We start from the raw sequence: 25392 nt of genomic DNA on the forward strand, positions 1-25392 counted from the left end.
GAACAAGATTAGGACTGTTGAATGGCTGATACGAAAAATCCTGGCGATAAGCCGCTGAGCGTCGGTGCGAAAACTCTGTCGCTGAAACCGCGCACAGAGACCGGCGTCGTGCGCCAGAGTTTCAGTCACGGCCGCACCAAACAGGTGGTGGTCGAAAAGAAAACCAAGCGCCGTCTGGCCGGCGATCCCGCGCCCGCGCCCGAAGCGGCACCCGCCGCGCCGGCACCTGTCGCAGCGCCTCCGAAGGTAACGCCGCGTGCGCCTGAGCCTGCGCGTCCACCCGCGCGCAAGTCGGGCGTCGTGCTACAGACCCTGACCGAAGACGAGCAGAGCGCCCGCGCCAGCGCGCTCGCCGATGCACGCTTGCGCGAAGAAGAAGAGCGCCGCGCGGCGGAAGCCGAAGCTGCACGCCGTAACACCAAGGAATTCAAGGAACAGCAGGAGCGAGAAGCCGCCGAAGCCCGCAAGAAGGCTGAGGAAGAACGCCATCGCGCCGAGGAAGAAGCCAAGGCGCGCGCCGAACGCGAAGCCAACAAGCGCAACGAAGCTGCCGCCAAGGCCGCGGCGCCCGCCACCACCGCGCGCACGACGGCTGCAACGCCTCCGGCCCGTCCGGCCGCTGTTGCCGCCGATGGCTCCGACGACGATGAAGCTCCGCGCATGGTGCGCCGTCCTGGCGGCGGTCCGGCACGTCCCGTCATTGCGCCGAAGCCGGCCGCCAAACCCGGACCTGCGAAACAGCGCGGACGTCTCACCCTTTCGACCGCGCTGAACGCCGACGATGTGCGTGAGCGTTCGATCGCCTCGTTCCGCCGCCGCACCCAGCGCCTCAAGGGCCACGCGTCCAACGAGCCGAAGGAAAAGCTGATCCGCGAAGTCACGATTCCCGAAGCCATCACGATTCAGGAACTCGCCAACCGCATGGCCGAGCGCGCCGTCGATATCATCCGCCTGCTGATGAAGCAGGGCGCGATGCACAAGATCACCGACGTGATCGACGCCGACACCGCGCAGCTGATCGCCGAGGAAATGGGCCACACCGTCAAGCGCGTCGCCGCGTCGGACGTGGAAGAAGGCCTTTTCGACGTCGCAGAAGATCACGCCTCGGACACCACCCCGCGTCCGCCGGTCGTGACTGTCATGGGCCACGTCGACCACGGCAAGACCTCGCTGCTCGACGCGCTGCGCCACGCCAACGTGGTCAGCGGCGAAGCCGGCGGCATCACCCAGCATATCGGCGCGTATCAGGTCACTTCGCCCGAAAGCGGCAAGAAGATCACCTTCATCGACACGCCGGGCCACGCCGCGTTCACCGCGATGCGCGCCCGCGGCGCCAAGGTCACGGATATTGTCATTCTCGTCGTTGCGGCGGATGACGGCGTGATGCCGCAGACGATTGAAGCGATCAACCACGCCAAGGCGGCGAAGGTTCCGATGATCGTTGCGATCAACAAGATCGACAAGCCGGATGCAAAGCCGGAGCGCGTGCGCACCGAGCTGCTGCAGTACGAGGTTCAGGTCGAGTCCTTCGGCGGCGAAGTCGTCGACGTCGAAGTGTCGGCCAAGAACAAGACCAATCTCGACAAGCTGCTGGAAATGATCGCGCTGCAGGCCGAACTGCTCGACCTGAAGACCAACCCGGATCGTCCGGCTGAAGGCACCGTGATCGAAGCCAAGCTTGATCGCGGCCGCGGTCCGGTTGCGACCGTGCTGGTTCAGCGCGGCACGCTGCGGGTCGGCGACATCATCGTGGCCGGCGCGGAAATGGGCCGCGTCCGCGCGCTGATCAACGACCAGGGCCAGACCATTCAGGAAGCCGGTCCGTCGGTTCCGGTCGAAGTGCTCGGCTTCAACGGTCCGCCGGAAGCCGGCGACCGCCTCGCTGTCGTCGAGAACGAAGCCCGCGCCCGTCAGGTCACCGACTATCGTGCTCACCAGAAGCGCGAGAAATCCGCAGCCAGCAACGCCGGCATGCGCGGTTCGCTCGAGCAGATGATGTCGCAGCTCAAGACCACGGGCCGCAAGGACTTCCCGCTGGTCATCAAGGCCGACGTGCAGGGCTCGCTGGAAGCCATTCTGGGCTCGCTCGAGAAGCTCGGCACTGATGAAGTCGCAGCGCGCATCCTGCATGCGGGCGTCGGCGGCATTTCGGAGTCCGACGTGACCCTGGCGGAAGGCTTCAATGCCGCCATCATCGGCTTCAGCGTCCGCGCCAACAAGGAAGCGGCGGCGCTGGCCAAGCGCGACGGCATCGAAATCCGCTACTACAACATCATCTACGATCTCGTCGATGACGTGAAAAAGGCGATGTCCGGCCTGCTCGCGCCGACCCTGCGCGAAACCATGCTCGGCAATGCGCAGATCCTCGAAGTGTTCAACATCTCGAAGGTCGGCAAGATCGCGGGCTGCCGCGTCACCGACGGCACCGTGGAACGCGGCGCCAATGTGCGCCTGATCCGCGACAACGTCGTCGTGCACGAAGGCAAGCTGTCGACACTGAAGCGCTTCAAGGACGAAGTGAAGGAAGTGCAGTCCGGTCAGGAATGCGGCATGGCCTTCGAGAACTACCAGGACATGCGCGTCGGCGACGTTATCGAGTGTTATCGCGTGGAGACCATTCAGCGCTCCCTGTAAGTCCAAGTCTTACGGGCGCGTTGAAGGGATATTGCGAAATCTGACGTTCTGCCCGGCCCAAAGCGCGAAGCATGTCTTCGCGCCGAAGGTGCCGGGCACCGCGTCTTGAAAGATTCAGCAACGCTACAACCGCAATGGCCGGGATGCAGACCAGTTCTGCCCGGCCATGGCGATTTTTGATTTGAACAAGGACGACAATGGCACCTCGCAAAAAGGACAGCGACCCTCGCGGCGGCACGACCGGCGCCTCGCAGCGACAATTGCGCGTCGGAGAAATCATCCGCCACGCGCTTGCGGACATTCTCGCTCAGGGCGGCGTGCACGATCCGGCGCTCGAAGGTCACATCATCACCGTGCCCGAGGTGCGGATGTCGCCGGACCTCAAGCTTGCGACCATCTATGTAATGCCGCTCGGCGGCCGCGGCATCGAGGACGTGATCGCAGCGCTCGATCGCAACAAGAAGTTTCTCCGCGGCGAAGTCGCGCATCGCGTTAACCTAAAATTCGCTCCTGATCTTCGCTTTCGCGTTGACGAACGATTCGACGAAGCAGAACGGATCGAGAAATTACTGAGAACACCCGCGGTTCAAAAAGACCTCAAGACAGATTCGGACCAAGACTGATGAATGTGACGACCCCAGACCGCGTGATCGAACAGCAAACAGCCGATTCGAACGCGCCTGCCGAAAATAAATTTTCCGGTGCTGCGGCGAGCGGCGCGCGGCACAACGATCCGCGCCAGCAAGGCGGCAAGCAACGTCAGCAGGGCGGCCAGCAGAAGCGCGACCGCCGCGATGTCCACGGCTGGGTGATTCTCGACAAGCCGATCGGCATGACGTCGACCCACGCCGTCGCCGTGCTCAAGCGCCTGTTCAATGCTAAGCGCGCGGGCCATGCCGGTACCCTCGATCCGCTCGCCTCCGGCGGATTGCCGATTGCACTCGGCGAAGCCACCAAGACCGTTCCGTTCGTGATGGATGGCCGCAAGCGCTACCGCTTCACGGTGCAGTGGGGCGAGGAGCGCGACACCGACGACACTGAGGGCCGCGCCACCCAGACCAGCCCTGTCCGGCCTTCCGTCGAGGCGATCCGGGCGTTGCTGCCGCAGTTCACCGGAACCATCGAACAGATCCCGCCGCAGTATTCGGCAATCAAGATTCAGGGCGAACGGGCCTATGACATGGCCCGCGACGGCGAGGTGGTGCCGCTGCAGCCCCGGCCGGTCGAGATTCACGAATTAACCCTTGTAGAACAACTAGATGGCGACCGCTCGGTGTTCGAGGCCGAATGCGGCAAGGGCACCTACGTCCGGGCTCTGGCCCGCGATATGGGCCGTCTTTTGGGCTGTTTTGGTCATATTTGCGCGCTCCGGCGCACGATTTGCGGGCCTTTTACCGAAGCGGACATGATTCCGCTGGCAGATCTGGAGGCTTTGTGCGATAGAGCCGCGTCTGGCGAGGGCAGCCTCGCCGACGCGCTTTTGCCCGTTGAGACCGCGCTGGACGACATCCCGGCACTGGCCGTCACACGGGCGGATGCCGCAAGGCTCCACCGGGGCCAGGCGGTTTTGTTGCGCGGACGGGATGCGCCAATTTCAAACGGCACAGTCTATGCCACCGTCGGAGGAAGGCTTCTGGCCCTCGCCGAGATTGGCAATGGCGAACTCATCCCCAAGCGTGTGTTCAACCTGACCGGGCTGACAGCTCATCCCGGCCGCAAAGAAGGTGTTTGACGATGTCGATTGCCGCAGAACGCAAAGCGGAAGTCATCAAGAAGAATGCAACCAAGACCGGTGACACCGGTTCGCCTGAGGTTCAGGTCGCGATCCTGTCGGAACGCATCGCCAACCTCACCGAGCACTTCAAGAGCCACGTGAAGGACAATCATTCGCGCCGCGGCCTTTTGAAACTCGTCTCCACGCGCCGCTCCCTTCTGGACTACGTCAAGAAGAAGGACGAGGCCCGTTACAAGGCGCTGCTCGAAAAGCACAACATTCGCCGCTAAGAAATACACGCGCGCAGGTTTGCGCGCGTTTTTGCATGGCGTGTGAATACGTCATGCATTTCCAACGCGTGGTCCTCTGAAATGTCCACGCGGCGTGTCCAGCAGCAATCCGGCGGCTGGGCGATAACGGGTAACATGCCCGTACCATCGAAAGGATGGACGCCATTCCAAACCTGAAGACCATGGCAGGATCGCCGGACGCTGACGCCGCATTCACGCGCGGTCAGCGTCCCGCAATCTTGCGCATGGTTTTTGTGTTTCAGGCGTCCGTTCTTTCGTGAACCCATGAAAGACGAAGACAATGTTTAATGCTCATTCAGTCGAGATCGACTGGGGTGGACGTCCACTCAAACTCGAAACCGGCAAGATCGCGCGTCAGGCCGACGGCGCCGTTGTCGCCACCTATGGCGAGACCATCGTGCTTGCCACCGTCGTCGCCGCCAAGACGCCGCGTGAAGGCGTCGACTTCCTGCCGCTCACCGTGGACTATCAGGAAAAGACCTACGCAGCCGGCCGCATTCCCGGCGGCTACTTCAAGCGCGAAGGCCGGCCCACCGAAAAGGAAACGCTGGTTTCCCGCCTGATCGACCGCCCGATCCGTCCGCTGTTCGTTGACGGCTGGCGCAACGAAACCCAGGTCATCGTGACGGTTCTGTCGCACGACATGGAGAACGATCCGGACATTCTCGCGCTGGTGGCTTCCTCCGCTGCGCTGACCCTCTCCGGCGCACCGTTCCAGGGCCCGATCGGCGCAGCCCGCGTCGGCTTCATCAACGACGAATACGTTCTCAACCCGACGCTCGACGAGATGGCCGACACCAATCTCGATCTGGTCGTCGCCGGCACTGCCGACGCCGTTCTGATGGTGGAATCGGAAGCCAAGGAACTGAACGAAGAGATCATGCTCGGCGCCGTGATGTTCGGTCATCGGCATTTCCAGCCGGTCATCAAGGCGATCATCGAACTGGCCGAGAAGGCCGCGAAGGAGCCGCGCGAGGTTTCTTCCGTGGACAACAGCGCCATCGACAAGGAAATGCGCAGCGTCGGCGAGGCCGAACTGCGCAAGGCCTATGCCATCCCGGTCAAGCAGGATCGTTACGCGGCCGTCGGCGAAGTGAAGAAGAAGGTCATGGACCACTTCTTCCCGGAAGGCCAGGAGCCGAAGTACGACAAGCTGCGCGTCGCCGGCGTGTTCAAGGAGCTGGAAGCGGACGTCGTTCGCAACAACATCCTCGACACCGGCAAGCGCATCGACGGCCGTGACGTGAAGACGGTTCGTCCGATCGTCGCCGAAGTCGGCGTGCTGCCCCGCGCCCACGGCTCGGCGCTGTTCACCCGCGGTGAGACCCAGGCCATGGTTGTCACCACGCTCGGCACCGGCGAAGACGAACAGTACATCGACTCGCTGTCGGGAACGTACAAGGAGCGCTTCCTGCTCCATTACAACTTCCCTCCCTACTCCGTTGGTGAAACCGGCCGTCTCGGCGGCACCAAGCGTCGCGAAATCGGCCACGGCAAGCTCGCCTGGCGCGCGATCCATCCGGTGCTGCCGGCGCATCACGAATTCCCGTACACGCTGCGCGTCGTCTCGGAGATCACCGAGTCGAACGGTTCGTCATCGATGGCGTCGGTCTGCGGCGCTTCGCTGGCGCTGATGGACGCAGGCGTTCCCCTGAAGCGGCCGACCGCGGGTATCGCGATGGGCCTCATTCTCGAGGGCGACCGTTTTGCCGTGCTGTCCGACATTCTCGGCGACGAGGATCATCTCGGCGACATGGACTTCAAGGTCGCAGGCACCGAAAACGGCATCACGTCGCTGCAGATGGACATCAAGATCGCCGGCATCACCGAAGCGATCATGAAGCAGGCCCTCGCCCAGGCGAAGGACGGCCGTATCCACATCCTCGGCGAAATGGCGAAGGCATTGACCAATGCCCGCGCCGAGCTCGGCGAGCATGCGCCGCGCATCGAAGTGCTCCAGATCCCGACCGACAAGATCCGTGAAGTGATCGGCACCGGCGGCAAGGTGATCCGCGAGATCGTCGAGAAGACCGGCGCCAAGGTCAACATCGAGGACGACGGCACCGTGAAGGTGGCGTCCGCCAACGGCGAATCGATCCGTGCGGCGATCAAGTGGATCAAGTCGATCGCGTCCGATCCGGAAGTCGGCCAGATCTACGACGGCACCGTGGTCAAGGTGATGGAGTTCGGCGCGTTCGTGAACTTCTTCGGACCGAAGGACGGTCTGGTTCACATCAGCCAGCTCGCCGCCAACCGCGTGCAGAAGACCTCCGACGTCGTCAAGGAAGGCGACAAGGTCAAGGTCAAGCTGCTCGGGCTCGACGATCGCGGCAAGGTTCGCCTCTCGATGAAGGTTGTCGATCAGGAAACCGGCGAGGACCTCGAGGCCAAGCAGAAGGCCGAGGGCGTTTCCGCCGCCGAGTAATTGTCTCACAAACCCGTGTGACGACCCGAAGGGGCGGCATTTTGCCGCCCCTTTTTGTTTGCCTCATGCGAAACTCGTTTTGTGTCCGCAGCGTAGCCCTGTGATGGCTCGGCTGCATTCGCACCGGATCGCACCACGCTGCCACATCAGGGAGACCACTATGTCATCGATATCCCGACGCCATCTTATGACCGCCGCCGCCGGGCTCACGGCCTCTGTCGCTGCACCGCGCATCGTGTTTGCGCAGGCTGCACCGGCTCCCGCAGCCCCTGCGGCCGCACCCGCCGCTGGCCCGTTTGTCCTGCCGCCCCTTACCTACGCTCCGAATGCCCTCGAACCCCACATCGACGCCAAGACCATGGAAATTCACCATGGCAGACACCACCAGGCTTTCATCACCAACCTGAACAACCTGGCGAAAACCAATCCACAGCTCGGCACAACCGCGGTCGAAAATATCCTCGGCAACATCAATGCGCTTGATGACAGCATCAAATTTGCCGTGCGCAACAACCTCGGGGGCCACGCCAATCACACCATGTTCTGGCAGATCATGGGGCCTGACGGCGGCAAGCCTGAAGGCGAAGTGCTGGCAGCGATCGACAGGGATCTCGGCGGCATGGAGAAATTCCAGACCGAATTCAATGCCGCCGGCGGACGCCAGTTCGGCTCGGGCTGGGTGTTTGTGACGGTCACCAAAGACGGCAAGCTCGCCATCGAGACCCGTCCCAACCAGGATAATCCGATGATGGACGGCAAGCGCGTCCTGATGGGCAACGACGTCTGGGAGCACGCCTACTATCTCAATTACCAGAACCGCCGCGCCGACTATCTCAAGGCATGGTGGAACACGGTGAACTGGAAAAAGATTTCAGAGCGTTACGCCGCGGCGAAGGCCGGCACTCTCGGGGTGTAACTTCTCAAAGCACGTCAATTTCAAACAAAGGGGTGGCTTTTCAGCCGCCCCTTTTTCAATTCATGACCCTATCATCTGAAAACAGTAGGTTCCGGCGAGGCCGCTTGATCAGAATTACTTATCTGACCGCAAAGAAAAAGCGACTGGACCTGATGCTGGAATTCTTCCAAAGTTCGGCCGGAACGGTTCACGATTGTACCGTCGCCCTTGGCGAAACGCCCCAGCAACAGCGAGCGCATTTCAGAGGCCTGAGAGCAATCCGGTCCTGGGCGGCACATCGGATCAAACCGGCGAACCAAAAATCACAGACGATCGGAGAAGAACATGGACGCAAAGACCGACGAAAAGGGCTTGGGCAAGTGCCCGGTCAACCATGGCGCAGGCGGTGGCACCCAGAGCAGTGCCTGGTGGCCCAACCAGTTGCGCGTCGACTTGCTGAACCAGCATTCGTCAAAGTCCGATCCGCTGGGACAGGCCTTCAGCTATCGCGAAGAGTTCAGCAAGCTCGACTACGAGGCGCTCAAGAACGACCTGCGCAAGCTGATGACCGACTCGCAGAGCTGGTGGCCCGCCGACTTCGGCCACTATGGCCCGCAGTTCGTCCGCATGTCGTGGCACGCAGCCGGCACCTACCGGCTGGCCGATGGCCGTGGCGGCGGTGGCCGTGGCCAGCAGCGCTTCGCTCCGCTCAACTCGTGGCCCGATAACGTCAACATCGACAAGTCGCGCCGCCTGCTGTGGCCGATCAAGCAGAAGTACGGCCAGAAGATTTCATGGGCGGACCTCTTGATCCTCACCGGCAACGTGGCGCTGGAGACCATGGGTTTCCGCACCTTCGGTTTTGCTGCCGGCCGCGAAGACGTCTGGGAGCCGGACCTCGACGTGAACTGGGGTGCGGAGACCGAGTGGCTGAAGCACCGGACTCTCGACAAGTTTCCGGCGCCGCTCGGCGCAACCGAAATGGGTCTGATCTATGTGAACCCGGAAGGCCCCGGCGCCAACGGCGATCCGCTTTCGGCCGCTGCGTTCATCCGCGAGACCTTTGCCCGCATGGCCATGAACGACGAGGAAACCGTTGCGCTGATCGCCGGCGGCCACACGTTCGGCAAGACGCACGGCGCAGCCCCCGAGTCGCACAAGGGACCGAACCCCGAAGCCGCGGGCCTCGAAGAGCAGGGTCTCGGCTGGACCAGCAACTTCGGCACCGGCTTCGGCGCGGACGCCGTCGGCAGCGGCATCGAAGTCACCTGGACCCAGACGCCGGCCCAGTGGAGCAACTTCTTCTTCGAGAACCTGTTCAAGTATGAGTGGGTGCAGACCCGCAGCCCCGGCGGTGCGATCCAGTGGGAAGCCAAGGACGCCGAGGCCGTCATCCCCGATGCGCACAATCCGTCTAAGAAGCGCAAGCCGACCATGCTGACCACCGACCTGTCGCTGCGCGTGGATCCGGCCTACGAGAAGATCTCGCGCCGCTTCCTCGAAAACCCGCAGGCCTTCGCGGAAGCCTTCGCACGCGCATGGTTCAAGCTGACCCACCGCGACCTCGGCCCGCTCTCGCGCTACCTCGGACCGGAAGTGCCGAAGGAAGTGCTGATCTGGCAGGACCCGGTGCCTGCCGTGAATCATCCGCTGATCACAGATGCCGATGCAGCTGCACTCAAGGCCAAGATTCTGGCCACGGGTCTGTCCGCATCCGAACTGGTCGCTGCAGCGTGGGCTTCAGCTTCAACCTTCCGCGGCGGCGACAAGCGCGGCGGCGCCAACGGTGCGCGCGTTCGCCTTGCGCCGCAGAAAGACTGGGAAGTCAACGACCCGGCGCAACTCGCCAAGGTGATCGCGGCTCTTGAAGCAATCCATAAGGAGTTCAACGGCGCGAACTTCGGCGGCAAGCAGGTCTCTCTCGCCGACCTGATCGTCCTCGCCGGCAATGCCGGTGTCGAACAGGCAGCAAAGGCCGCCGGTCACAACGTCACGGTGCCGTTCACGCCGGGGCGCACCGACGCCTCGCAGGAGCAGACGGATATCCATGCGTTCTCCGTCATGGAGCCGCTTGCTGACGGCTTCCGCAACTATCACAAGGCGGGAGCTGCACTTGGTGAAGTCGCCCTGATCGACAAGGCGCAGTTGCTGACACTGACCGCGCCGGAAATGACCGTGCTGATCGGTGGCCTGCGCGCCATCAACATCAACACGGGTGGCGTCAAGCACGGCGTCCTCACCGACAGGCCAGGCACGCTGACCAACGACTTCTTTGTCAACCTGCTCGATATGCGCACGCAGTGGAAGTCGATCTCGGACGATCAGAGCCTGTTCGAAGGACGCGACCGCAAGAGCGGCGAGGTCAAGTGGACCGGCACACGCGTCGATCTCGTGTTCGGTTCGAACTCGGTGCTGCGCGCGCTGGCCGAGGTCTACGCCAGCGCGGATGCAAAGGAGAAGTTCATCAAGGACTTCGTCAAGGCATGGACCAAGGTGATGAACGCCGATCGCTTCGATCTCGCGGACCAGCCCAAGACGCTGCAGGCTGCGGAGTAAGCCGCGCCTGACGACAGAACGAACGAAGCCCCCGCGATCGCATCGCGGGGGCTTTTTCATTGCGTCTTCGCCGGGAGACAATCCTGCTATGAATTGGCTATAACGTAGAAAAAATCAGGGAGGCTCGAAATGATGAAGCTCTACTGGTCGCCGCGTTCGCGCTCGTTCTCCGGCCTCTGGCTGATGGAAGAGACCGGTCAGCCCTACGAGCGGGTGCTGACGGACATTTCCACCGGCGCGCAGAAGACACCCGAGTTTCTCGCCGTCAATCCGATGGGCAAGGTGCCCGCGTTGAAGGATGGCGACGTCTCCATCGCGGAGGCTTCCGCGATCTGCGCCTACGTCGCGGATTGTTACCCTGAAGCGAAACTGGCGCCGCCCATCGGCGATCCGCGCCGCGGGAAATATCTGCAATGGCTGTTCTTCTCACCGGGCTGCATCGAGCCGGCGCTGATCCAGATCTTCACCAAGCTCGACGTGCCCAGTTCAACCGCGGCCTGGGGCAGCGCGACACAGGTGTTCGATGTGCTCGACGCCGCGCTTGAAAAAGGCCCGTTCCTGCTCGGCGAGACATTCTCCGCCGCCGACATCATGATCGGCTCGGGACTGAATTTCGCAGTCCGGCTGTTCAAGATGGTGCCGCCGCGTCCGTCATTCGATCGTTACATCGATGCCTGCGCGGCACGGCCCGCGTTTCAGCGCGCGGAGAAAATTGCCGCAGGGTAGGTTTCGGATTCGGAACGCTAGCCAGGGACGACGCGCGGATCGACGTCCTTCGCATAGTCGACGCCGTCGAGACCAAACCCGAACAGGCGCAGGAACTGACTCTTGTATTCCGGCAGGTCCGCCAGTTCGCCGAGCGTTTCGGTGGTCAGCAAAGGCCAGCGGCGCAGCACTTCTTTCTGAACACCGTCCGAGAGCTCCCAATCGTCGAGCCGAAGACGCAGCGCATCGTCCACGTCGGCATCGGGACCGAGGCGGGTCCGGAACAGACGATCGATCTGTTCGATACATCCTTCATGAAGCCCAAGCTGCTTCATGACCTTGAACAGCACCGTGCCATACAGCGGCACCACGGGAATCGCCGAACTCGCCTGCGTGACCACCGCCTTCAGCGCGACAACGCGCGCCGAGTCGCGGCCGAGCCGGCTGCGGATCTCGTCCGCCTTGCGGTCGAGATCGACCTTGGCGCGGCCGAGCGTGCCCTTCCAGTAAATCGGCCAGGTCAGTTCGCTGCCGATATAGGTGTAATTGAGCGTGCGGAAGCCTGGCGCCAGAACGCCTGCATCCGCGAGCCGGCCGATCCAGCGCTTCCAGTCATCGCCGCCCATCACCGCGACCGTCGCCGTCGCTTCATCCTCCGTCGCGGGCGCAATGACGGTCTCGTAGACCTCGCCGCTTTCCGTGTTGAGGGTCTTGATCTCGACAGGGGCGCCGAGCGGCTTGATCGCCGAACGATACGTGACACCCGTGTCGGGGTCCGTCCGCACCGGCGCGGCCATGCTGTAGACCAGAAGATCGAGCTGTCCGAATTTTTCGCGCACACGCTCGATGAAGGCGTCCTTCAATTCGTTGGAGAAGGCATCGCCTTCCAGCGTGACAGGGGCCCGGCCGATTTTCCTGGCTTCGATCTCAAACGCGCGATTGTTGTACCATCCCGCGCTGCCCGTCCGGGTCGCCGTAGGCTCGCGCTCCAGCGACACGCCGATGGTGTCCGCGCCTCCGGCGAAGGTCGCGACAATGCGGCTCGCAAGACCGTATCCCGTCGAGCAGCCCAGCACGGCGACACGCTTGGGACTTTGAGCAAGCGTGCCCTGCTTGAGGACGTATTCGATTTGCTCGTGAACGTTTCTGGCGCAACCTTCGGGATGTGCCGTCGTGCAGATGAAGCCTCGCACGCGCGGTTCGATAATCATGCCCACCCCATTCCAAATCGTTGCAATTGTTCTGCCGGCCTTTTCTTCAAGCGCAGAAAGGCAGAAACGAAATCACGCATCCAGACGCTTGAACACCAATGTTGCATTGGTGCCGCCAAAACCAAATGAATTCGACAGCACTGCGCCGATCTTGGCGCCGTCGATGCGCTTGCGCACGATAGGCATGTCGGCAAACACCGGATCGAGTTCGGTGATATTCGCGCTTTCGCAGATGAAGCCATTGTTCATCATCAGCAGCGAGTAGATCGCTTCCTGCACGCCGGTTGCGCCGAGCGAATGACCGGTCAGCGATTTGGTCGCCGCGATCGGGGGACACTTGTCGCCCGCGCCGAACACGTTGCGGATGGCATTCATCTCGGGCGGATCGCCCGCAGGCGTCGATGTCGCGTGCGGGTTGATGTAGTCGATCGGGACGTTCACGGTCGACATCGCCATTTTCATGCAGCGTTCGGCGCCCTCGCCTGATGGCGCAACCATGTCGTAACCGTCGGACGTCGCACCGTAGCCGACGACCTCGCCGTAAATACGTGCCCCGCGCGCCTTGGCGTGTTCAAGCTCCTCGAGAACGACAACGCCCGCACCGCCGGCGATGACGAAGCCATCGCGGCTGATGTCGTAGGCGCGCGACGCGGTCGCCGGCGCGTCGTTGTATTTCGACGACATCGCACCCATCGCATCGAACAGCACGGACATGGTCCAGTCCAGATCCTCGCAGCCGCCCGCGAAGATGATGTCCTGCTTGCCGACCTGAATGGTCTCGTAGGCATTGCCGATGCAATGGTTGGACGTGGCGCAGGCCGACGAGATCGAATAGTTGACGCCCTTGATCTTGAACCAGGTCGCCAGTGTCGCGGACGCTGTCGACGACATGGCCTTGGGGACGGCAAACGGGCCGACGCGTTTCGGTCCCTTGGTGCGGGTGATGTCGGCGGCGTCGACGATGGCGCGCGCGGACGGGCCGCCCGAACCCATGATGATGCCGGTGCGCGGATTGACGATATCGGACTCTTCGAGGCCCGCATCGCGGATCGCCTGCTCCATCGCAACGTGATTCCACGCAGCGCCCTCGCCGAGAAAACGCATTGCACGACGATCGACCACATCCGCAGGGTTCAGAGACGGCCTGCCGAAAACCTGCGACCGGAAACCAAGCTTGGCATAATCTTCCGAATGAGTGATGCCCGGCTTGGCTTCATACAGACTCGCAAGCACTTCCTGAGTGTTGTTTCCGATGGAAGAGACAATGCCCATCCCCGTGACCACAACCCGCCTCATGATACCTCGCCTTTAGTTGCTGCGCTTTGACCTCTGCGCCTTCGACTGCCCGCGCCCGCCCACGGGGCCGGCAACTTAGAAACCCATCTTCGGGAGTTTATCAATCCTGCATCACGTTCCCGGCTGCAATGCGGCATCTCGCGGGAGCAAGCCCACTTTCAAATCCTTCGCGCGATAGAAAAGTTCGCCATCGGCCGAAAGGGTGCCATCGGCAATGCCGAGCCAGAGCTTTGAGCGCATCACGCGCTTGACGTCGATAGTGTACACGACCTTGGTGACGTGCGGCAGAACCTGACCGGCGAACTTGAGTTCGCTCAATCCCAGCGCACGGCCGCGGCCCAGCCCGCCGGACCAACCGAGAAAAAAACCAACCATTTGCCACAGCGCATCGAGTCCAAGGCATCCGGGCATCACCGGGTCACCTTTGAAATGGCAGCCGAAAAACCACAGGTCCGGCTTCACATCGAGTTCGGCACGGATCAGACCCTTGCCATACTCGCCGCCGTCTTCAGTGATCTCGGTAATCCGGTCGAACATCAGCATCGGTGGTAAGGGAAGCTGGGCATTGCCCGCTCCGAACAGCTCGCCCCGGCCACAGGCCAGGAGTTCTTCGTAGGAGTAGCTGTTCTGGCGGTCTTTCATCTGGATCCCTTGTTTTGGCATGCCGGTCCTGCGGCAAGCTTGCCGGACCTCTAACATAGGCACACCGGGGGTCAAAGTGGGCGTAACCGCCCGATTCGAGGCCATTTTTACCCGGAATTGCCGACCGCCAGTTGCGAAAAACTTGCATGTAACTGCATCCTTTCCTATAGTCCTCGCAACAAGCCTTCTCAGCGGGCGGTTACTGGCTGCCCCGATGCGTACGAGTGACCTGATGGATGACGTAACCACCGAGAACAAGCACGGCGAGCCGCACGGGCATCATGGGCATGCGCCGGCACTCACGGGATGTCCGTGGCATGACGTCAACGAAATGTTGCAATCGGTCGGCCTGCGTCCGACCCGTCAGCGCATGGCGCTGGGCTGGCTGCTGTTCGGCAAGGGCGGACGCCACCTGACCGCCGAAATGCTCTACGAGGAAGCGACCCACGCCAAGGTGCCGGTGTCGCTCGCCACCGTTTACAACACGCTCAACCAGCTCACCGAGGCCGGCCTGCTGCGTCAGGTCAGCGTCGACGGCACCAAGACCTATTTCGACACCAACACCAGCGCGCATCATCACTTCTACATGGAAGGCAACCACGAGCTGGTCGATATTCCCGACCCGAATCTCGTGTTGCAGAAGATGCCCGACGTGCCGGAAGGCTATGAGATCAGCCGCATCGACATGGTCGTGCGCCTGCGCAAGAAGCGCTAAGCCGATCGTTATTGTGTTGAGAATGCAATCGCCGGGCCCTGCCCGGCGATTTGCTTTTGAAGGTCAGTTGACCTTCTCGTCGGCATAGACGCCCCACAGCCGCTGCTGCTCGATCCAGCCGTCGTAACCGCTGCCGGTGACGCGGCACCAGCCGTTGTTGCACCGCTTGACGGTCACGACCACGCCGGCCTGCAGCCTGGCCGCGACGGCGCTGTTTGCATCGGCGCTGTCATAGATCGGTGCGAGATCGTCCTTCTTCTTCATGGTGACGACCGCGGTGCGCTTGCCCGACAGCAGCGAATGATAGACCCAGCCTTCCGCGCCTTCCGAATCGCGCACACGCCGCCAGTTCTCGAACTCGGCGGTGATTTCCACCGGCAGACCGGAGCGGGTGTAGATCCAGGTCACATCCTGATCCTTGGTCGGCCCGGCGCGAACATTGACGTGATCCGACTTCAGGCTGACATAGCGCGGCACCGGCAGGCCGCTCGCCGTCGCCACAGCATCCTTGTCCTTGGCAGCAAAGCCGGGCGCACATGACGCGGCCCAGAGCGCACAAATTCCCGCAAGTGACGCAAAATTCCGAACAAAACCCATAACAACGTTCCTTCGTGCGGCCCCCAGCGCCGCTTCCCGCCGTCCGTGATGCCCGCGGCATTTCCTGATCGCCGCTGACCGCGCTCTCAGGAACCTCGAGAGGGCTTTGGAGACCAGCCACGCCCCTTGGGGTTCTTGTCTTGGCGCGGCCTTCTGCTAGAGAGGGACCACGGCCAAGCGTCTGAAAAGCTGCGAAAAGCTCACCGGACCGACAACGGATTTCTACCTTCGAACAGGCCGGTTAATGTGAACTGAACGGCCGGACCAAACTGTCCGGAAACGGTGACTCCGCTCAATATCGAAGGGCCTCTGGAAGAATGGTTGCGGGTAAGAAAAAGCCTCTGGTGGTGGTCACGCGAAAGCTGCCTGACAGCACCGAAACGCGCATGCGCGAGCTTTTCGACACCCGGCTCAATCTCGACGATACCCCGATGACACCGGACCAGCTCGCCGAAGCGATCCGCACCGCCGATATCCTGGTGCCGACGGTGTCCGACGAAATCACCGCCGAGCTTCTGAGCCAGCCGGACATCCGCCTCAAGCTGATCGCGAACTTCGGCAACGGCGTCGACAACATCGACGTGGCTGCGGCGATTGCGCGCGGCATCATGGTCACCAACACGCCCAAGGTTCTGACCGAAGACACCGCCGACATGACCATGGCGCTGCTTCTCGCCGTGCCGCGCCGCCTCATCGAGGGCGCATCAATCCTGACCGAAGGCAAGGACTGGCCGGGCTGGTCGCCGACCTGGATGCTCGGGCATCGGATCGGCGGCAAACGCCTCGGCATCATTGGCATGGGCCGTATCGGTCAGGCGCTGGCGCGCCGCGCCCATGCCTTCGGACTGCAGATTCACTATCACAACCGCCGTCCCGTCGCGCCGCAGATCGAGGAAGAGTTGGGCGCGACCTATTGGGACAGCCTCGACCAGATGCTGGCGCGCATGGACTTCATTTCGGTGAACTGCCCGCACACCCCGGCAACGTTCCACCTCCTGTCGGCGCGGCGGCTCAAGCTGATCCGCAAGGACGCCTACGTCATCAACACCGCGCGCGGCGAGGTAATCGACGAAGCGACGCTGACCAAGCTGATCGAGGACGGCGAAATCGCGGGCGCCGCGCTCGACGTGTTCGAGAACGAGCCGGCGGTCAATCCAAAACTGGTGCGGCTGGCCAAGGCAGGCAAGGTCGTGCTGCTGCCGCATATGGGATCGGCCACCATCGAGGGCCGCGTCGAGATGGGCGAGAAGGTGATGATCAACATCCGCACCTTCCTCGACGGCCACAAGCCGCCGGACCGCGTGCTGCCGGGTGTGGCGTAAGCATGGCTACATACATGTCATTCCGGACGGCCCGCATGGCGGGCTGATCCGGAATCTCGAACAGTTCATCGGAAACAACTTCTGGATTCCGGGTTCGCTCGCAAGCTCGCGCCCCGGAATGACATGCTGGGACTATTTATGCGCTGACAGGTCGACGATGGTCGGCTTGTCGCCGTTCAGCGGATTTGACGGATCGCGCGCATAGCGCAACGTCTCGAACCGCATCGCGCGGGCATCGATCATCACCAGCCGCCCGACAAGGCTTTCACCGAAACCGACGATTTCGCGGATCGTCTCCAGCGCCATCATCGACCCGAGCACGCCGGCCAGTGCGCCCAGCACACCGGCTTCCTCGCAGGTCGGCGTGGTGCCCGGCGGCGGCGCTTCCGGAAACAGGCAGCGATAGGTCGGATTCATGTTGCCGCTTGAGTCCGTTGCATGCGCGCGGATCGTGGTCAGTGAGGCATCGAACACGCCGAGCGCGCCGGCGATCAGGGTCTTCTTTGCGAGGAAACATGCGTCCGACACCAGATAGCGCGTGGCGAAATTGTCCGAGCCATCGACAATCACGTCGTAGTTTCCGATCAGGTCCAGCGCATTGGCCGCATTCAGCCGCACCGCATGAGTGCGCAGCGTGACATGCGGATTGAGCGCGTGAATCCTGTCCGCCGCACTCTCCACCTTCGGACGTCCCACATCCGGTGTGGCATGAATGATCTGGCGCTGCAGATTGGACAGCGACACCGCGTCGTCATCGACTATCCCAAGAGTGCCGACCCCTGCCGCGGCAAGATACATCAGCGCCGGAGCCCCGAGACCGCCAGCGCCGATCACCAGCACCCTGGCCGCTTTCAGCGCGGCCTGGCCGGGGCCGCCGACCTCGCGCAACACGATATGGCGCGCGTAGCGCTCCAGTTCTTCAGATGTCAGCATCCCGGTATCCACGTCAGCCGCTGCTTCCAGATATTTTTGCCGAACAGATCGAACCGCGGCGGCGCTGTCGCGGACAAAGATCATTATACTGGAGCATGATCTTGTCCGAAAACCGGTGTCCACTTTTCGGGATCATGCTCTATGCTCAAGTGGGCTTATTACCAGCTACGAGACCAATCATGAAATTGCCGCTCGTCATTGCCGCGATACTGGCGGCCCTGCCCGGCTCCGCCGCCGCACAGACGCCGGCCAAGCCGCAACCCGCTGCCAAACAGGCGCCGGCGCAGATCAAGCCCAAGCCGGTGACGACCGTGCCGGTCCGCCCGGCGGTACAGACCCCGGTCGATACTGCCAAGGCGATGGAGCAGGCCGAGCGTCTTGCCATCCAGTCGGATCTGGCTTGGGTCAGCCTCTACAACGGCGCCATCAATGGCGAAGCGAGCGACCGGATGGTGGCCGCCATCAAGGCCTTCCAGAAGGACCATGGCGCCAAGGAAACCGGCGTGCTGAACGCGCAGGAGCGCAGCGCACTTACAGCGGCCGCAAGGAAATTGCAGGACAATGTCGGCTGGAAGATCGTCAGCGACGCGACCAGCGGCGCGCGCATCGGTCTGCCGTCAAAGCTGGTGCCGCTCATCGTCAGCGACGTCAACGGCACCAAATGGTCATCCGCCACCGGCACCATCCAGATCGAATACGCACGCCGCAGGGAAGCCGGCGCGACCACCGCGACTGTCGCCGCCAGCGAGAAAAAGCTGAACGCACGCAAGGCCGACTACAGCGTGGTGAAACCGGATTTCTTCGTGCTCTCGGGCACACAAGGCCTGAAGAAATTCTACATCCGCGGCCAGACGCGGGGCGATGAAGTCCGCGTTCTCACCATCCTCTACGATCAGGCCACCGAAGGCACGATGATCCCGGTCACGGTGGCGATGTCGAGCGCGTACAATCCGTTCCCCGGCAACGCCGTCGCGCAGGTCAGTCCGCCGCCGCGCAAGAAGGTCGAATATTCCACCGGCATCATCGCCAGCGCCGACGGCGCCATCGTCGCAGACCGCCAGACGACCGACGGCTGCATGACGATTGCCGTGCCGGGTTATGGCAACGCGACACGCATCGCCGACGACGAGACGCGCGAACTGGCGTTGCTGCGGATCTACGGCGCAAGCGGACTAAAGCCGCTGGCGATGGCCGGGAATGGCACGACGAAATCCAATGTCAGCATCACCGGCATTTCCGATCCGCAGAACCAGGGCGGGCACAATGCCGTGACCAGCGTCGCCGCCGTTGCCGCGCCTGTCGGCACCGACATCACGCTGTCGCCCGAGCCCGCCGTCGGCTTCTCCGGCGCCGCGGCCATCGACAGCGACGGCAAATTCGCGGGCCTGACGCGGCTCAAGCCCGCGGTCATTGCGGGACCAACGGGCACGCCGCTGCCATCGCAGGCGCTGCTTGTTTCGGCAGAGTCCGTGCGCGAGTTTCTGAAGGCGAAAGGCGTCGCCATTGCATCCGGCGCATCCGATGCCAAGGCCTCGGTGCTGCGGCTGGTGTGTGTGCGGAAGTAATCCGGTTACCGACCCTGCGATTGCTAAGCATTACTGGGTCTCTCGGCTCAAACCGGGCCATGCGCGGCTGCGTCACAGTCTCGCCTTATGCGCCGAAGTTCGTCACCGTTTTGACATTTCGTCCGCGCGGCGATTCCGAACTCAATTCAGGGTCGCGGCGGCATCATTTCTGACAGGTTGGACACCAGAACGTCGAGCGTCCGTTCTGCGTGAAACGCTTCACCGTGCCTTTGCACCTGGGCGTCTTGCAGGGCTGGCCTTCACGGTCATAGACCAGAAACGAATGCTGGAAATAGCCGAGTTCGCCGTCGGTCTGGCGATGATCGCGCAGGGACGACCCGCCCGCCTTGATGGCCGCGTTCAGCACCGTGTGGATTGAATTCACAAGACGCCTGGCATGATCGGTGGGGCCGCCCCTGCGATCCGCCAAGGTAGAAGCCTGCCGCTTCGGCGATAGGTGCGAACGAAACAGCGCTTCGCAGACATAGATGTTGCCGAGTCCGGCGACCACACGCTGATCCAGCAGCGCTGCTTTCAGCGACGTTTTCTTGCCCGCGCAGGAGTGTGCCAGCATTGCGGCGTCGAATTCGTTGCCGAGCGGCTCCGGCCCCAGACCGCGCAGCAGCGGCTCGGCTTCCATGTCGGCGCGCGGCACGATTTTCATGTAGCCGAAACGGCGCGGATCGTTGAACGAGATCACTGCACCCGACGCCATGTGAAACACCACATGATCGTGAGTACGGTTCTCGCTGCGCGGATAATGAAAATCGCCCGGCGTGCTCTCGCCTTCGGGAAGCATCACGCGAAACGACCCCGACATGCCGAGATGCATCAGCAGCACGTCGCCGCTGTCCATGTCGGCCATCAGGTATTTCGCACGCCGGCCGAGGCCGCTGACCACCTTGCCTTCGAGGCGCGCGGCGAAATCCTTCTGGAATGGAAAGCGCAGGCCATCGCGGCGCGTCTCGACACGCGCGATCCGCTGCCCCTCCATCACCGGCTGCAAGCCGCGGCGAACGGTTTCGACCTCGGGTAATTCAGGCATCGGACATGCTCACGCCGAGGCCTTATCGGCTTCGCTGAAGGTGATGTGATTGGAGAACGGATCGTATACGGTCATGGTGGTGGCGCCCCACGGCTGCTTCTCGAGGCCCGGGCGCATGTAGTTGTAGCCTTTGGCGGCCAGTTCGGCGTGATATTCGGCAACGCCCACGGTATCGATGGTGATGTGCACGCCGGGCGAACCATCGCCATGGTGCTCACTCAGATAAAGCTGGATCCCCCCGCGCGAGATCCCCATGAATAACGGCAACGTCGGCTCGAAACGGTGCTCGAAATCGGTCTTGAAGCCGAGATAGTCGAAATAGAATTCGCGCGCCTTGGCGATATCGAACATCCGCAGGATAGGAATAACTCGGCTGAATTCGATCGGCATCGGCACTTCCTGGGCGGCCTGTGTGTTAACCCTGAGTCCGCGGCTTTCGGTCCGCGCGTGCATGCGCATGGTATGTAGCGCGCTGCGACGCGACACGCTATGGTCCCGCCGCAAAAAGCCGCCTGGATTGGAAGAGTATGGAACGGCCTGACGGAACGACGCATTTCGGCTTCCGCGATGTGGAGCTTGGCGAGAAGCAGACGCTGGTGAACGAGGTGTTTCACAGCGTGGCCAAGCGCTACGACCTGATGAACGACCTGATGTCCGGCGGCATGCACCGGCTCTGGAAAGAGGCGATGATTACCGCACTCAACCCGCCGCGCTCCGATGCGCCGTTCGCGCTGCTCGATGTCGCCGGCGGCACCGGTGATATTTCCTTCCGCGCAGCCAAAGCTGCGGGTCATGGATTTCAGGCTACCGTCTGCGACATCAACGGCGAGATGCTTGCGGTGGGCCGCGAACGCGCGGCGGCCCGGCATCTCGATCATCAGGTCTCGTTTGTCGAAGGCAATGCGGAAGCCCTCGCCTTCCCGGACAAGAGTTTCGACGCCTACACCATCGCGTTCGGCATCCGTAACGTGCCGCGCATTCCGCTGGCGCTGAGCGAAGCCTATCGCGTGCTGAAACCCGGCTCGCGGTTTCTGTGCCTTGAGTTTTCATCCGTCGATGTGCCGGGCCTCGACCGGATCTACGATCTGTTTTCGTTCAACGTGATCCCGCAGCTCGGCCGAGCGGTGACTGGCGATGCCGAGTCCTATCGCTATCTTGTCGAATCGATCCGCCAGTTTCCGAAACCTAACGCCTTCGCCGACATGATCCGCGCCGCCGGGTTCTCCCGCGTCAAATACGACATCATGTCCGGCGGCATTGTCGCGCTCCATTCAGGCTGGCGTTTGTGATTTCTGCCATCACTCATACCCTGAGGCTGGTGCGTGCGGGCTACGTGTTCGCGCGCGAAGGCGTGTTCGGCTTCGCCGATCCGTCTACGATGCCGCCGCAGGCGCAGTTCGCTGTGCGCATGGCGCGGCTGATCGAGCGGCGCGGCGCGGCCACCAGCGGTCGGCTGTCCCGCGCCCTGACGCGGCTTGGCCCGACTTACGTCAAGCTCGGCCAGTTTCTCGCCACCCGTCCCGACGTCGTCGGCGTGACCATGGCGCGCGATCTTGAGAACCTGCAGGATCGTCTGCCGCCGTTTCCGCAGGCGCAGGCAGAAGCGGTGGTTGCCGATGCCTTCGAGAAGCCTCTGGCGCAAGTGTTTGCGAGCTTCGGCGAATCGGTCGCCGCCGCGTCCATCGCACAGGTGCATCGCGCCGAGGTGGAGAAGGACGGCGTCCGCAAGACGGTCGCGGTGAAGGTGTTGCGGCCCAATGTCGGCGGCCGGTTTCGTCACGACCTCAGCGACTTCATGTTCGCGGCGCGCAAGATCGAGGCGATTTCTGTCGAGGCCCGGCGACTGCGCCCGATCGAGATCATCGATACGCTGTCGCGCTCTGTTGCGATGGAAATGGACCTGCGGCTGGAAGCGGCCGCGCTCTCCGAGATGGCGGAAAACACCCGCGACGATCATGACTTCCGCGTGCCGTCGGTGGACTGGGATCGCACCAGCCATCATGTGCTGACGATGGAATGGATCGACGGCATCGCGCTGAACGATCGCGCCAGGCTCGAGGCCGCGCAGATCGATCTGCCGGATCTCGGCCGCAAGGTCATCCAGAATTTCCTGCGGCATGCGCTGCGCGACGGCTTCTTCCACGCCGACATGCATCCCGGCAATCTGTTCGTCGACGACACCGGACGGCTGGTTGCGGTCGATTTCGGTATCATGGGGCGGCTTGGCCTGAAGGAGCGGCGCTTTCTCGCAGAAATTCTTTTGGGCTTCATCACGCGCGACTATCGGCGCGTCGCCGAGGTTCACTTCGAGGCGGGTTATGTGCCGGCGCATCACTCCGTGGAGAATTTCGCGCAGGCCATCCGCGCCATCGGCGAGCCGATCCATAACCGCGCCGCCGATGAAATCTCGATGGCGAAGCTGCTGTCGCTGCTGCTCGAGGTCACCGGCCTGTTCGACATGCGCACCCGCCCCGAACTGATCATGCTTCAGAAAACCATGGTCGTGGTCGAGGGCGTGGCGCGCGGATTCGATCCCAAGCTCGACATCTGGACCACCGCCGACCCGGTGGTCCGCGAATGGATCGCACGCAATCTCGGACCGCTCGGCAAGATCGAGGGCGCGGTGAACGGCGCCGGCGACCTCGGCAAGGTGCTGGCCGGACTGCCGGCGATTGCCGCGCGGTCGGTCGCCGTCCTCAACCAGTTCGATGCCATGACCCGCGACGGGCTCGTGTTGGCTCCCGAAACGGTCGAAGCCATCGGTAAGGCCGAAGCCAGACGCAACCGCTGGCAGACGATTGCACTCTGGGTCATCGCCCTGACTTTCCTCGGTATTCTCTGGAGCATTCGCCAATAATGATGGCATTGCAATCATGATTTGATTGCAATGCCATCATTTGCTACGGTCGCCTTAGCCTAAGGGGACCGCGCTATGGCCAGTTTGACCGTCCGCAAGCTCGATGACGACCTCAAAGCCAGCCTCCGGCTGCGCGCGGCCAAGGCCGGCCGCTCGGTCGAGGACGAGGTGCGGATGATCCTGCGGGAGGCAGCAGAAAGCCCGGTCGCAGCGTCCGTAAGTCCAGCACGCAGCAGCGCCCCTCAGACCCATCGCAGCCGGGCACCGGAGGTCAAAGGCCGTCCCCGGGTCACCCTCATCATCGGCGGCGGCATCGCCGCCTACAAGGCGCTCGACCTGATCCGCCGCCTGAAAGAGCGCGGCATCCACGTCCGCTGCGTGATGACACGTGCCGCGCAGCAGTTCGTCACCCCGCTCACCGCCGGGGCGCTGGCGGATGAGCGCTGCTACACAGACCTGTTCGACGCCCAGAGCGAGTTCGACGCCGGGCATATTCGCCTCGCCCGCGATACCGATCTGATCATTGTTGCGCCCGCCACCGCCGACCTGATGGCCAAGATGGCGCAAGGCCAGGCCGACGATCTCGCCACTGCGATCCTGCTGGCGACCAACCGGCAGGTTTTAGTCGCACCCGCGATGAACCCGCTGATGTGGGCCAACGCCGCAACCAGACGCAATGTCGCGCAGCTTGCGCGCGACGGCGTCGCTTTCATCGGCCCGAATTCCGGCGAGATGGCGGAGGCCAACGAGGCCGGTATCGGCCGCATGTCCGAGCCTCTGGAAATTGCCGCCGCGGCCGACGCCATTCTCCGCCCGCCAGCCACCGGCCCGCTGGCCGGAAGGAAGATTCTCATCACCGCGGGCCCGACCCATGAGCCGATCGATCCGGTGCGCTATATCGCCAACCGGTCCTCCGGCAAGCAGGGCTTTGCCATTGCTGCGTCCGCCGCGGAAGCCGGCGCGGAGGTCACGCTCGTGTCAGGTCCGGTCGATCTCGACGATCCTGCCGGCGTCCACGTCATTCGCGTGGAATCCGCGCGCGATATGCTGACGGAAGTGGAGCGTGCGCTGCCGGCGGATATCGCGATTTTCGCCGCCGCCGTGGCCGACTGGCGTGTCGCCAACGCAGGCGAGCAGAAAATCAAGAAGACTTCGGCGGGCATGCCGCCGCTGCAACTGGTCGAAAATCCCGACATCCTGGCGACCATCTCGAAGCTCAAGCAAAACCGGCCTCAATTGGTGATCGGCTTCGCGGCCGAGACACAAAATCTGATCGAGAACGCGACCTCGAAGCTGAAGCGCAAGGGTTGTGACTGGATCGTCGCCAATGATGTGTCGCCTGCGTCCGGGGTCATGGGCGGCGATCGCAACACCGTCCACGTTCTAACCTTGGACAAAGCGAATGTTGCTGTTGATTCCTGGCCGGTGATGACGAAAGAGGAAGTCGCCGACGCCCTCGTGGCAAAAATCGCCGACACTCTTGGACAATCATCCACATGACATCTGCCATCACTGTCGAGGTTCAACGCCTGCCTCATGCCGAGGGCCTCGCATTGCCGGCCTATCAGAGCGCGCATGCCGCCGGCCTCGACCTGCTCGCGGCGGTTCCTGAAGACACGCCGCTGACGATGCAGCCGGGACAGCGCGCTCTGGTGCCGACGGGACTCATGATCGCGGTTCCGCCGGGCCATGAGGCGCAGGTGCGGCCCCGCTCCGGCCTCGCCTTCAAGCATGGCGTGACCGTCCTCAATTCGCCGGGAACCGTCGACGCCGACTATCGCGGCGAAGTTTCGGTGCTTTTGATCAATCATGGCGACGAGCCATTCACGATCCGCCGCGGTGAACGCATCGCACAGCTTGTCATCGCCGCGGTGACACAGGCAAATCTGGTGGTCGTCGCAGCGCTGACCTCTACCGATCGGGGCAGCGGCGGGTTTGGTTCCACCGGACGGTAAATCGATCCCTGGTT

General features: G+C 62.7%; 22 protein-coding genes. 15 read left to right on the plus strand and 7 right to left on the minus strand.

Features of this window, described 5'->3' with window-relative positions:
* Positions 1 to 21: 21 nt before the first annotated feature.
* The 8 genes from infB (at position 22) to AC1RM7_RS13190 (ending at position 11261) form a co-directional block, all read left to right on the plus strand.
* Positions 22 to 2634, plus strand: a complete 2613-nt coding sequence (infB, locus tag AC1RM7_RS13155; protein WP_024921194.1) for a translation initiation factor IF-2 — start codon at positions 22 to 24, stop codon at positions 2632 to 2634.
* A 197-nt stretch (positions 2635 to 2831) separates the two neighbouring features.
* Entirely contained in the window at positions 2832 to 3257 is a 426-nt protein-coding gene (gene rbfA, locus AC1RM7_RS13160) for a 30S ribosome-binding factor RbfA (protein ID WP_006023529.1), read from the plus strand.
* Complete coding sequence (truB, locus tag AC1RM7_RS13165) at positions 3257 to 4366, plus strand: tRNA pseudouridine(55) synthase TruB (RefSeq protein ID WP_024921193.1); 1110 nt, start codon at positions 3257 to 3259, stop codon at positions 4364 to 4366. Before rbfA ends, truB begins: the two co-directional genes overlap by 1 nt.
* A gap of 2 nt (positions 4367 to 4368) precedes the next feature.
* Positions 4369 to 4638 (plus strand): 30S ribosomal protein S15, encoded by a 270-nt coding sequence (rpsO, locus tag AC1RM7_RS13170; RefSeq protein WP_006023527.1) that lies wholly within the window; start codon positions 4369 to 4371, stop codon positions 4636 to 4638.
* Between the two features lie 301 nt (positions 4639 to 4939).
* Positions 4940 to 7084, plus strand: coding sequence for a polyribonucleotide nucleotidyltransferase (gene pnp, locus AC1RM7_RS13175; RefSeq protein WP_024921192.1), 2145 nt, complete (start codon positions 4940 to 4942; stop codon positions 7082 to 7084).
* 160 nt (positions 7085 to 7244) lie between these two features.
* A complete protein-coding gene (locus tag AC1RM7_RS13180; protein ID WP_024921191.1) occupies positions 7245 to 8000 on the plus strand; it encodes a superoxide dismutase in 756 nt (251 codons plus the stop codon).
* Between the two features lie 324 nt (positions 8001 to 8324).
* A complete protein-coding gene (gene katG, locus AC1RM7_RS13185; RefSeq protein WP_492837642.1) occupies positions 8325 to 10535 on the plus strand; it encodes a catalase/peroxidase HPI in 2211 nt (736 codons plus the stop codon).
* Between the two features lie 129 nt (positions 10536 to 10664).
* Positions 10665 to 11261: a glutathione S-transferase family protein gene (locus tag AC1RM7_RS13190; protein ID WP_024921189.1), complete on the plus strand. Its 597-nt coding sequence runs from the start codon at positions 10665 to 10667 to the stop codon at positions 11259 to 11261.
* Positions 11262 to 11278: 17 nt separating this feature from the next.
* Here AC1RM7_RS13190 and fabV read toward each other — a convergent pair whose 3' ends face one another.
* The 3 genes from fabV to fabA form a co-directional block, all read right to left on the minus strand.
* The gene (fabV, locus tag AC1RM7_RS13195) at positions 11279 to 12451 is read right to left on the minus strand and encodes an enoyl-ACP reductase FabV (RefSeq protein ID WP_024921188.1); all 1173 of its coding nucleotides are present in this window, start codon (positions 12449 to 12451) and stop codon (positions 11279 to 11281) included.
* Between the two features lie 72 nt (positions 12452 to 12523).
* Positions 12524 to 13747: a beta-ketoacyl-ACP synthase I gene (gene fabB / locus AC1RM7_RS13200; RefSeq protein ID WP_006023521.1), complete on the minus strand. Its 1224-nt coding sequence runs from the start codon at positions 13745 to 13747 to the stop codon at positions 12524 to 12526.
* A 111-nt stretch (positions 13748 to 13858) separates the two neighbouring features.
* A complete protein-coding gene (gene fabA / locus AC1RM7_RS13205) occupies positions 13859 to 14389 on the minus strand; it encodes a 3-hydroxyacyl-[acyl-carrier-protein] dehydratase FabA (RefSeq protein ID WP_024921187.1) in 531 nt (176 codons plus the stop codon).
* 232 nt (positions 14390 to 14621) lie between these two features.
* On the opposite strand from fabA, the gene irrA reads away from it, so the two are divergent.
* Positions 14622 to 15104: an iron response transcriptional regulator IrrA gene (gene irrA, locus AC1RM7_RS13210; protein ID WP_006023519.1), complete on the plus strand. Its 483-nt coding sequence runs from the start codon at positions 14622 to 14624 to the stop codon at positions 15102 to 15104.
* A gap of 63 nt (positions 15105 to 15167) precedes the next feature.
* On the opposite strand, the gene AC1RM7_RS13215 is transcribed toward irrA, so the two are convergent.
* Entirely contained in the window at positions 15168 to 15701 is a 534-nt protein-coding gene (locus AC1RM7_RS13215) for an SH3 domain-containing protein (protein WP_006023518.1), read from the minus strand.
* A 317-nt stretch (positions 15702 to 16018) separates the two neighbouring features.
* On the opposite strand from AC1RM7_RS13215, the gene AC1RM7_RS13220 reads away from it, so the two are divergent.
* Entirely contained in the window at positions 16019 to 17023 is a 1005-nt protein-coding gene (locus AC1RM7_RS13220) for a 2-hydroxyacid dehydrogenase (protein ID WP_006023517.1), read from the plus strand.
* Between the two features lie 132 nt (positions 17024 to 17155).
* Here the strand turns inward: AC1RM7_RS13220 and AC1RM7_RS13225 are convergent, their stop codons facing one another.
* Positions 17156 to 17956: a HesA/MoeB/ThiF family protein gene (locus tag AC1RM7_RS13225; RefSeq protein ID WP_024921186.1), complete on the minus strand. Its 801-nt coding sequence runs from the start codon at positions 17954 to 17956 to the stop codon at positions 17156 to 17158.
* A 179-nt stretch (positions 17957 to 18135) separates the two neighbouring features.
* On the opposite strand from AC1RM7_RS13225, the gene AC1RM7_RS13230 reads away from it, so the two are divergent.
* Positions 18136 to 19521: a peptidoglycan-binding domain-containing protein gene (locus AC1RM7_RS13230; RefSeq protein ID WP_024921185.1), complete on the plus strand. Its 1386-nt coding sequence runs from the start codon at positions 18136 to 18138 to the stop codon at positions 19519 to 19521.
* A gap of 163 nt (positions 19522 to 19684) precedes the next feature.
* Here AC1RM7_RS13230 and mutM read toward each other — a convergent pair whose 3' ends face one another.
* The gene (gene mutM, locus AC1RM7_RS13235; protein ID WP_024921184.1) at positions 19685 to 20566 is read right to left on the minus strand and encodes a bifunctional DNA-formamidopyrimidine glycosylase/DNA-(apurinic or apyrimidinic site) lyase; all 882 of its coding nucleotides are present in this window, start codon (positions 20564 to 20566) and stop codon (positions 19685 to 19687) included.
* Positions 20567 to 20575: 9 nt separating this feature from the next.
* Positions 20576 to 20956: a glyoxalase superfamily protein gene (locus tag AC1RM7_RS13240; protein ID WP_024921183.1), complete on the minus strand. Its 381-nt coding sequence runs from the start codon at positions 20954 to 20956 to the stop codon at positions 20576 to 20578.
* Positions 20957 to 21093: 137 nt separating this feature from the next.
* On the opposite strand from AC1RM7_RS13240, the gene ubiE reads away from it, so the two are divergent.
* From ubiE to dut, 4 genes are all read left to right on the plus strand, one after another.
* Complete coding sequence (gene ubiE / locus AC1RM7_RS13245; protein WP_024921182.1) at positions 21094 to 21855, plus strand: bifunctional demethylmenaquinone methyltransferase/2-methoxy-6-polyprenyl-1,4-benzoquinol methylase UbiE; 762 nt, start codon at positions 21094 to 21096, stop codon at positions 21853 to 21855.
* The gene (gene ubiB, locus AC1RM7_RS13250) at positions 21852 to 23423 is read left to right on the plus strand and encodes a 2-polyprenylphenol 6-hydroxylase (RefSeq protein WP_024921181.1); all 1572 of its coding nucleotides are present in this window, start codon (positions 21852 to 21854) and stop codon (positions 23421 to 23423) included. The genes ubiE and ubiB overlap by 4 nt, the downstream gene beginning before the upstream one ends.
* A gap of 75 nt (positions 23424 to 23498) precedes the next feature.
* Positions 23499 to 24923: a bifunctional phosphopantothenoylcysteine decarboxylase/phosphopantothenate--cysteine ligase CoaBC gene (coaBC, locus tag AC1RM7_RS13255; protein WP_024921180.1), complete on the plus strand. Its 1425-nt coding sequence runs from the start codon at positions 23499 to 23501 to the stop codon at positions 24921 to 24923.
* On the plus strand, positions 24920 to 25378 hold the full coding sequence (gene dut / locus AC1RM7_RS13260; protein ID WP_024921179.1) for a dUTP diphosphatase: 459 nt from the start codon (positions 24920 to 24922) through the stop codon (positions 25376 to 25378). The genes coaBC and dut overlap by 4 nt, the downstream gene beginning before the upstream one ends.
* Positions 25379 to 25392 lie beyond the last annotated feature (14 nt).

Source organism: Afipia sp. GW822-FHT03D08, from assembly GCF_058801645.1.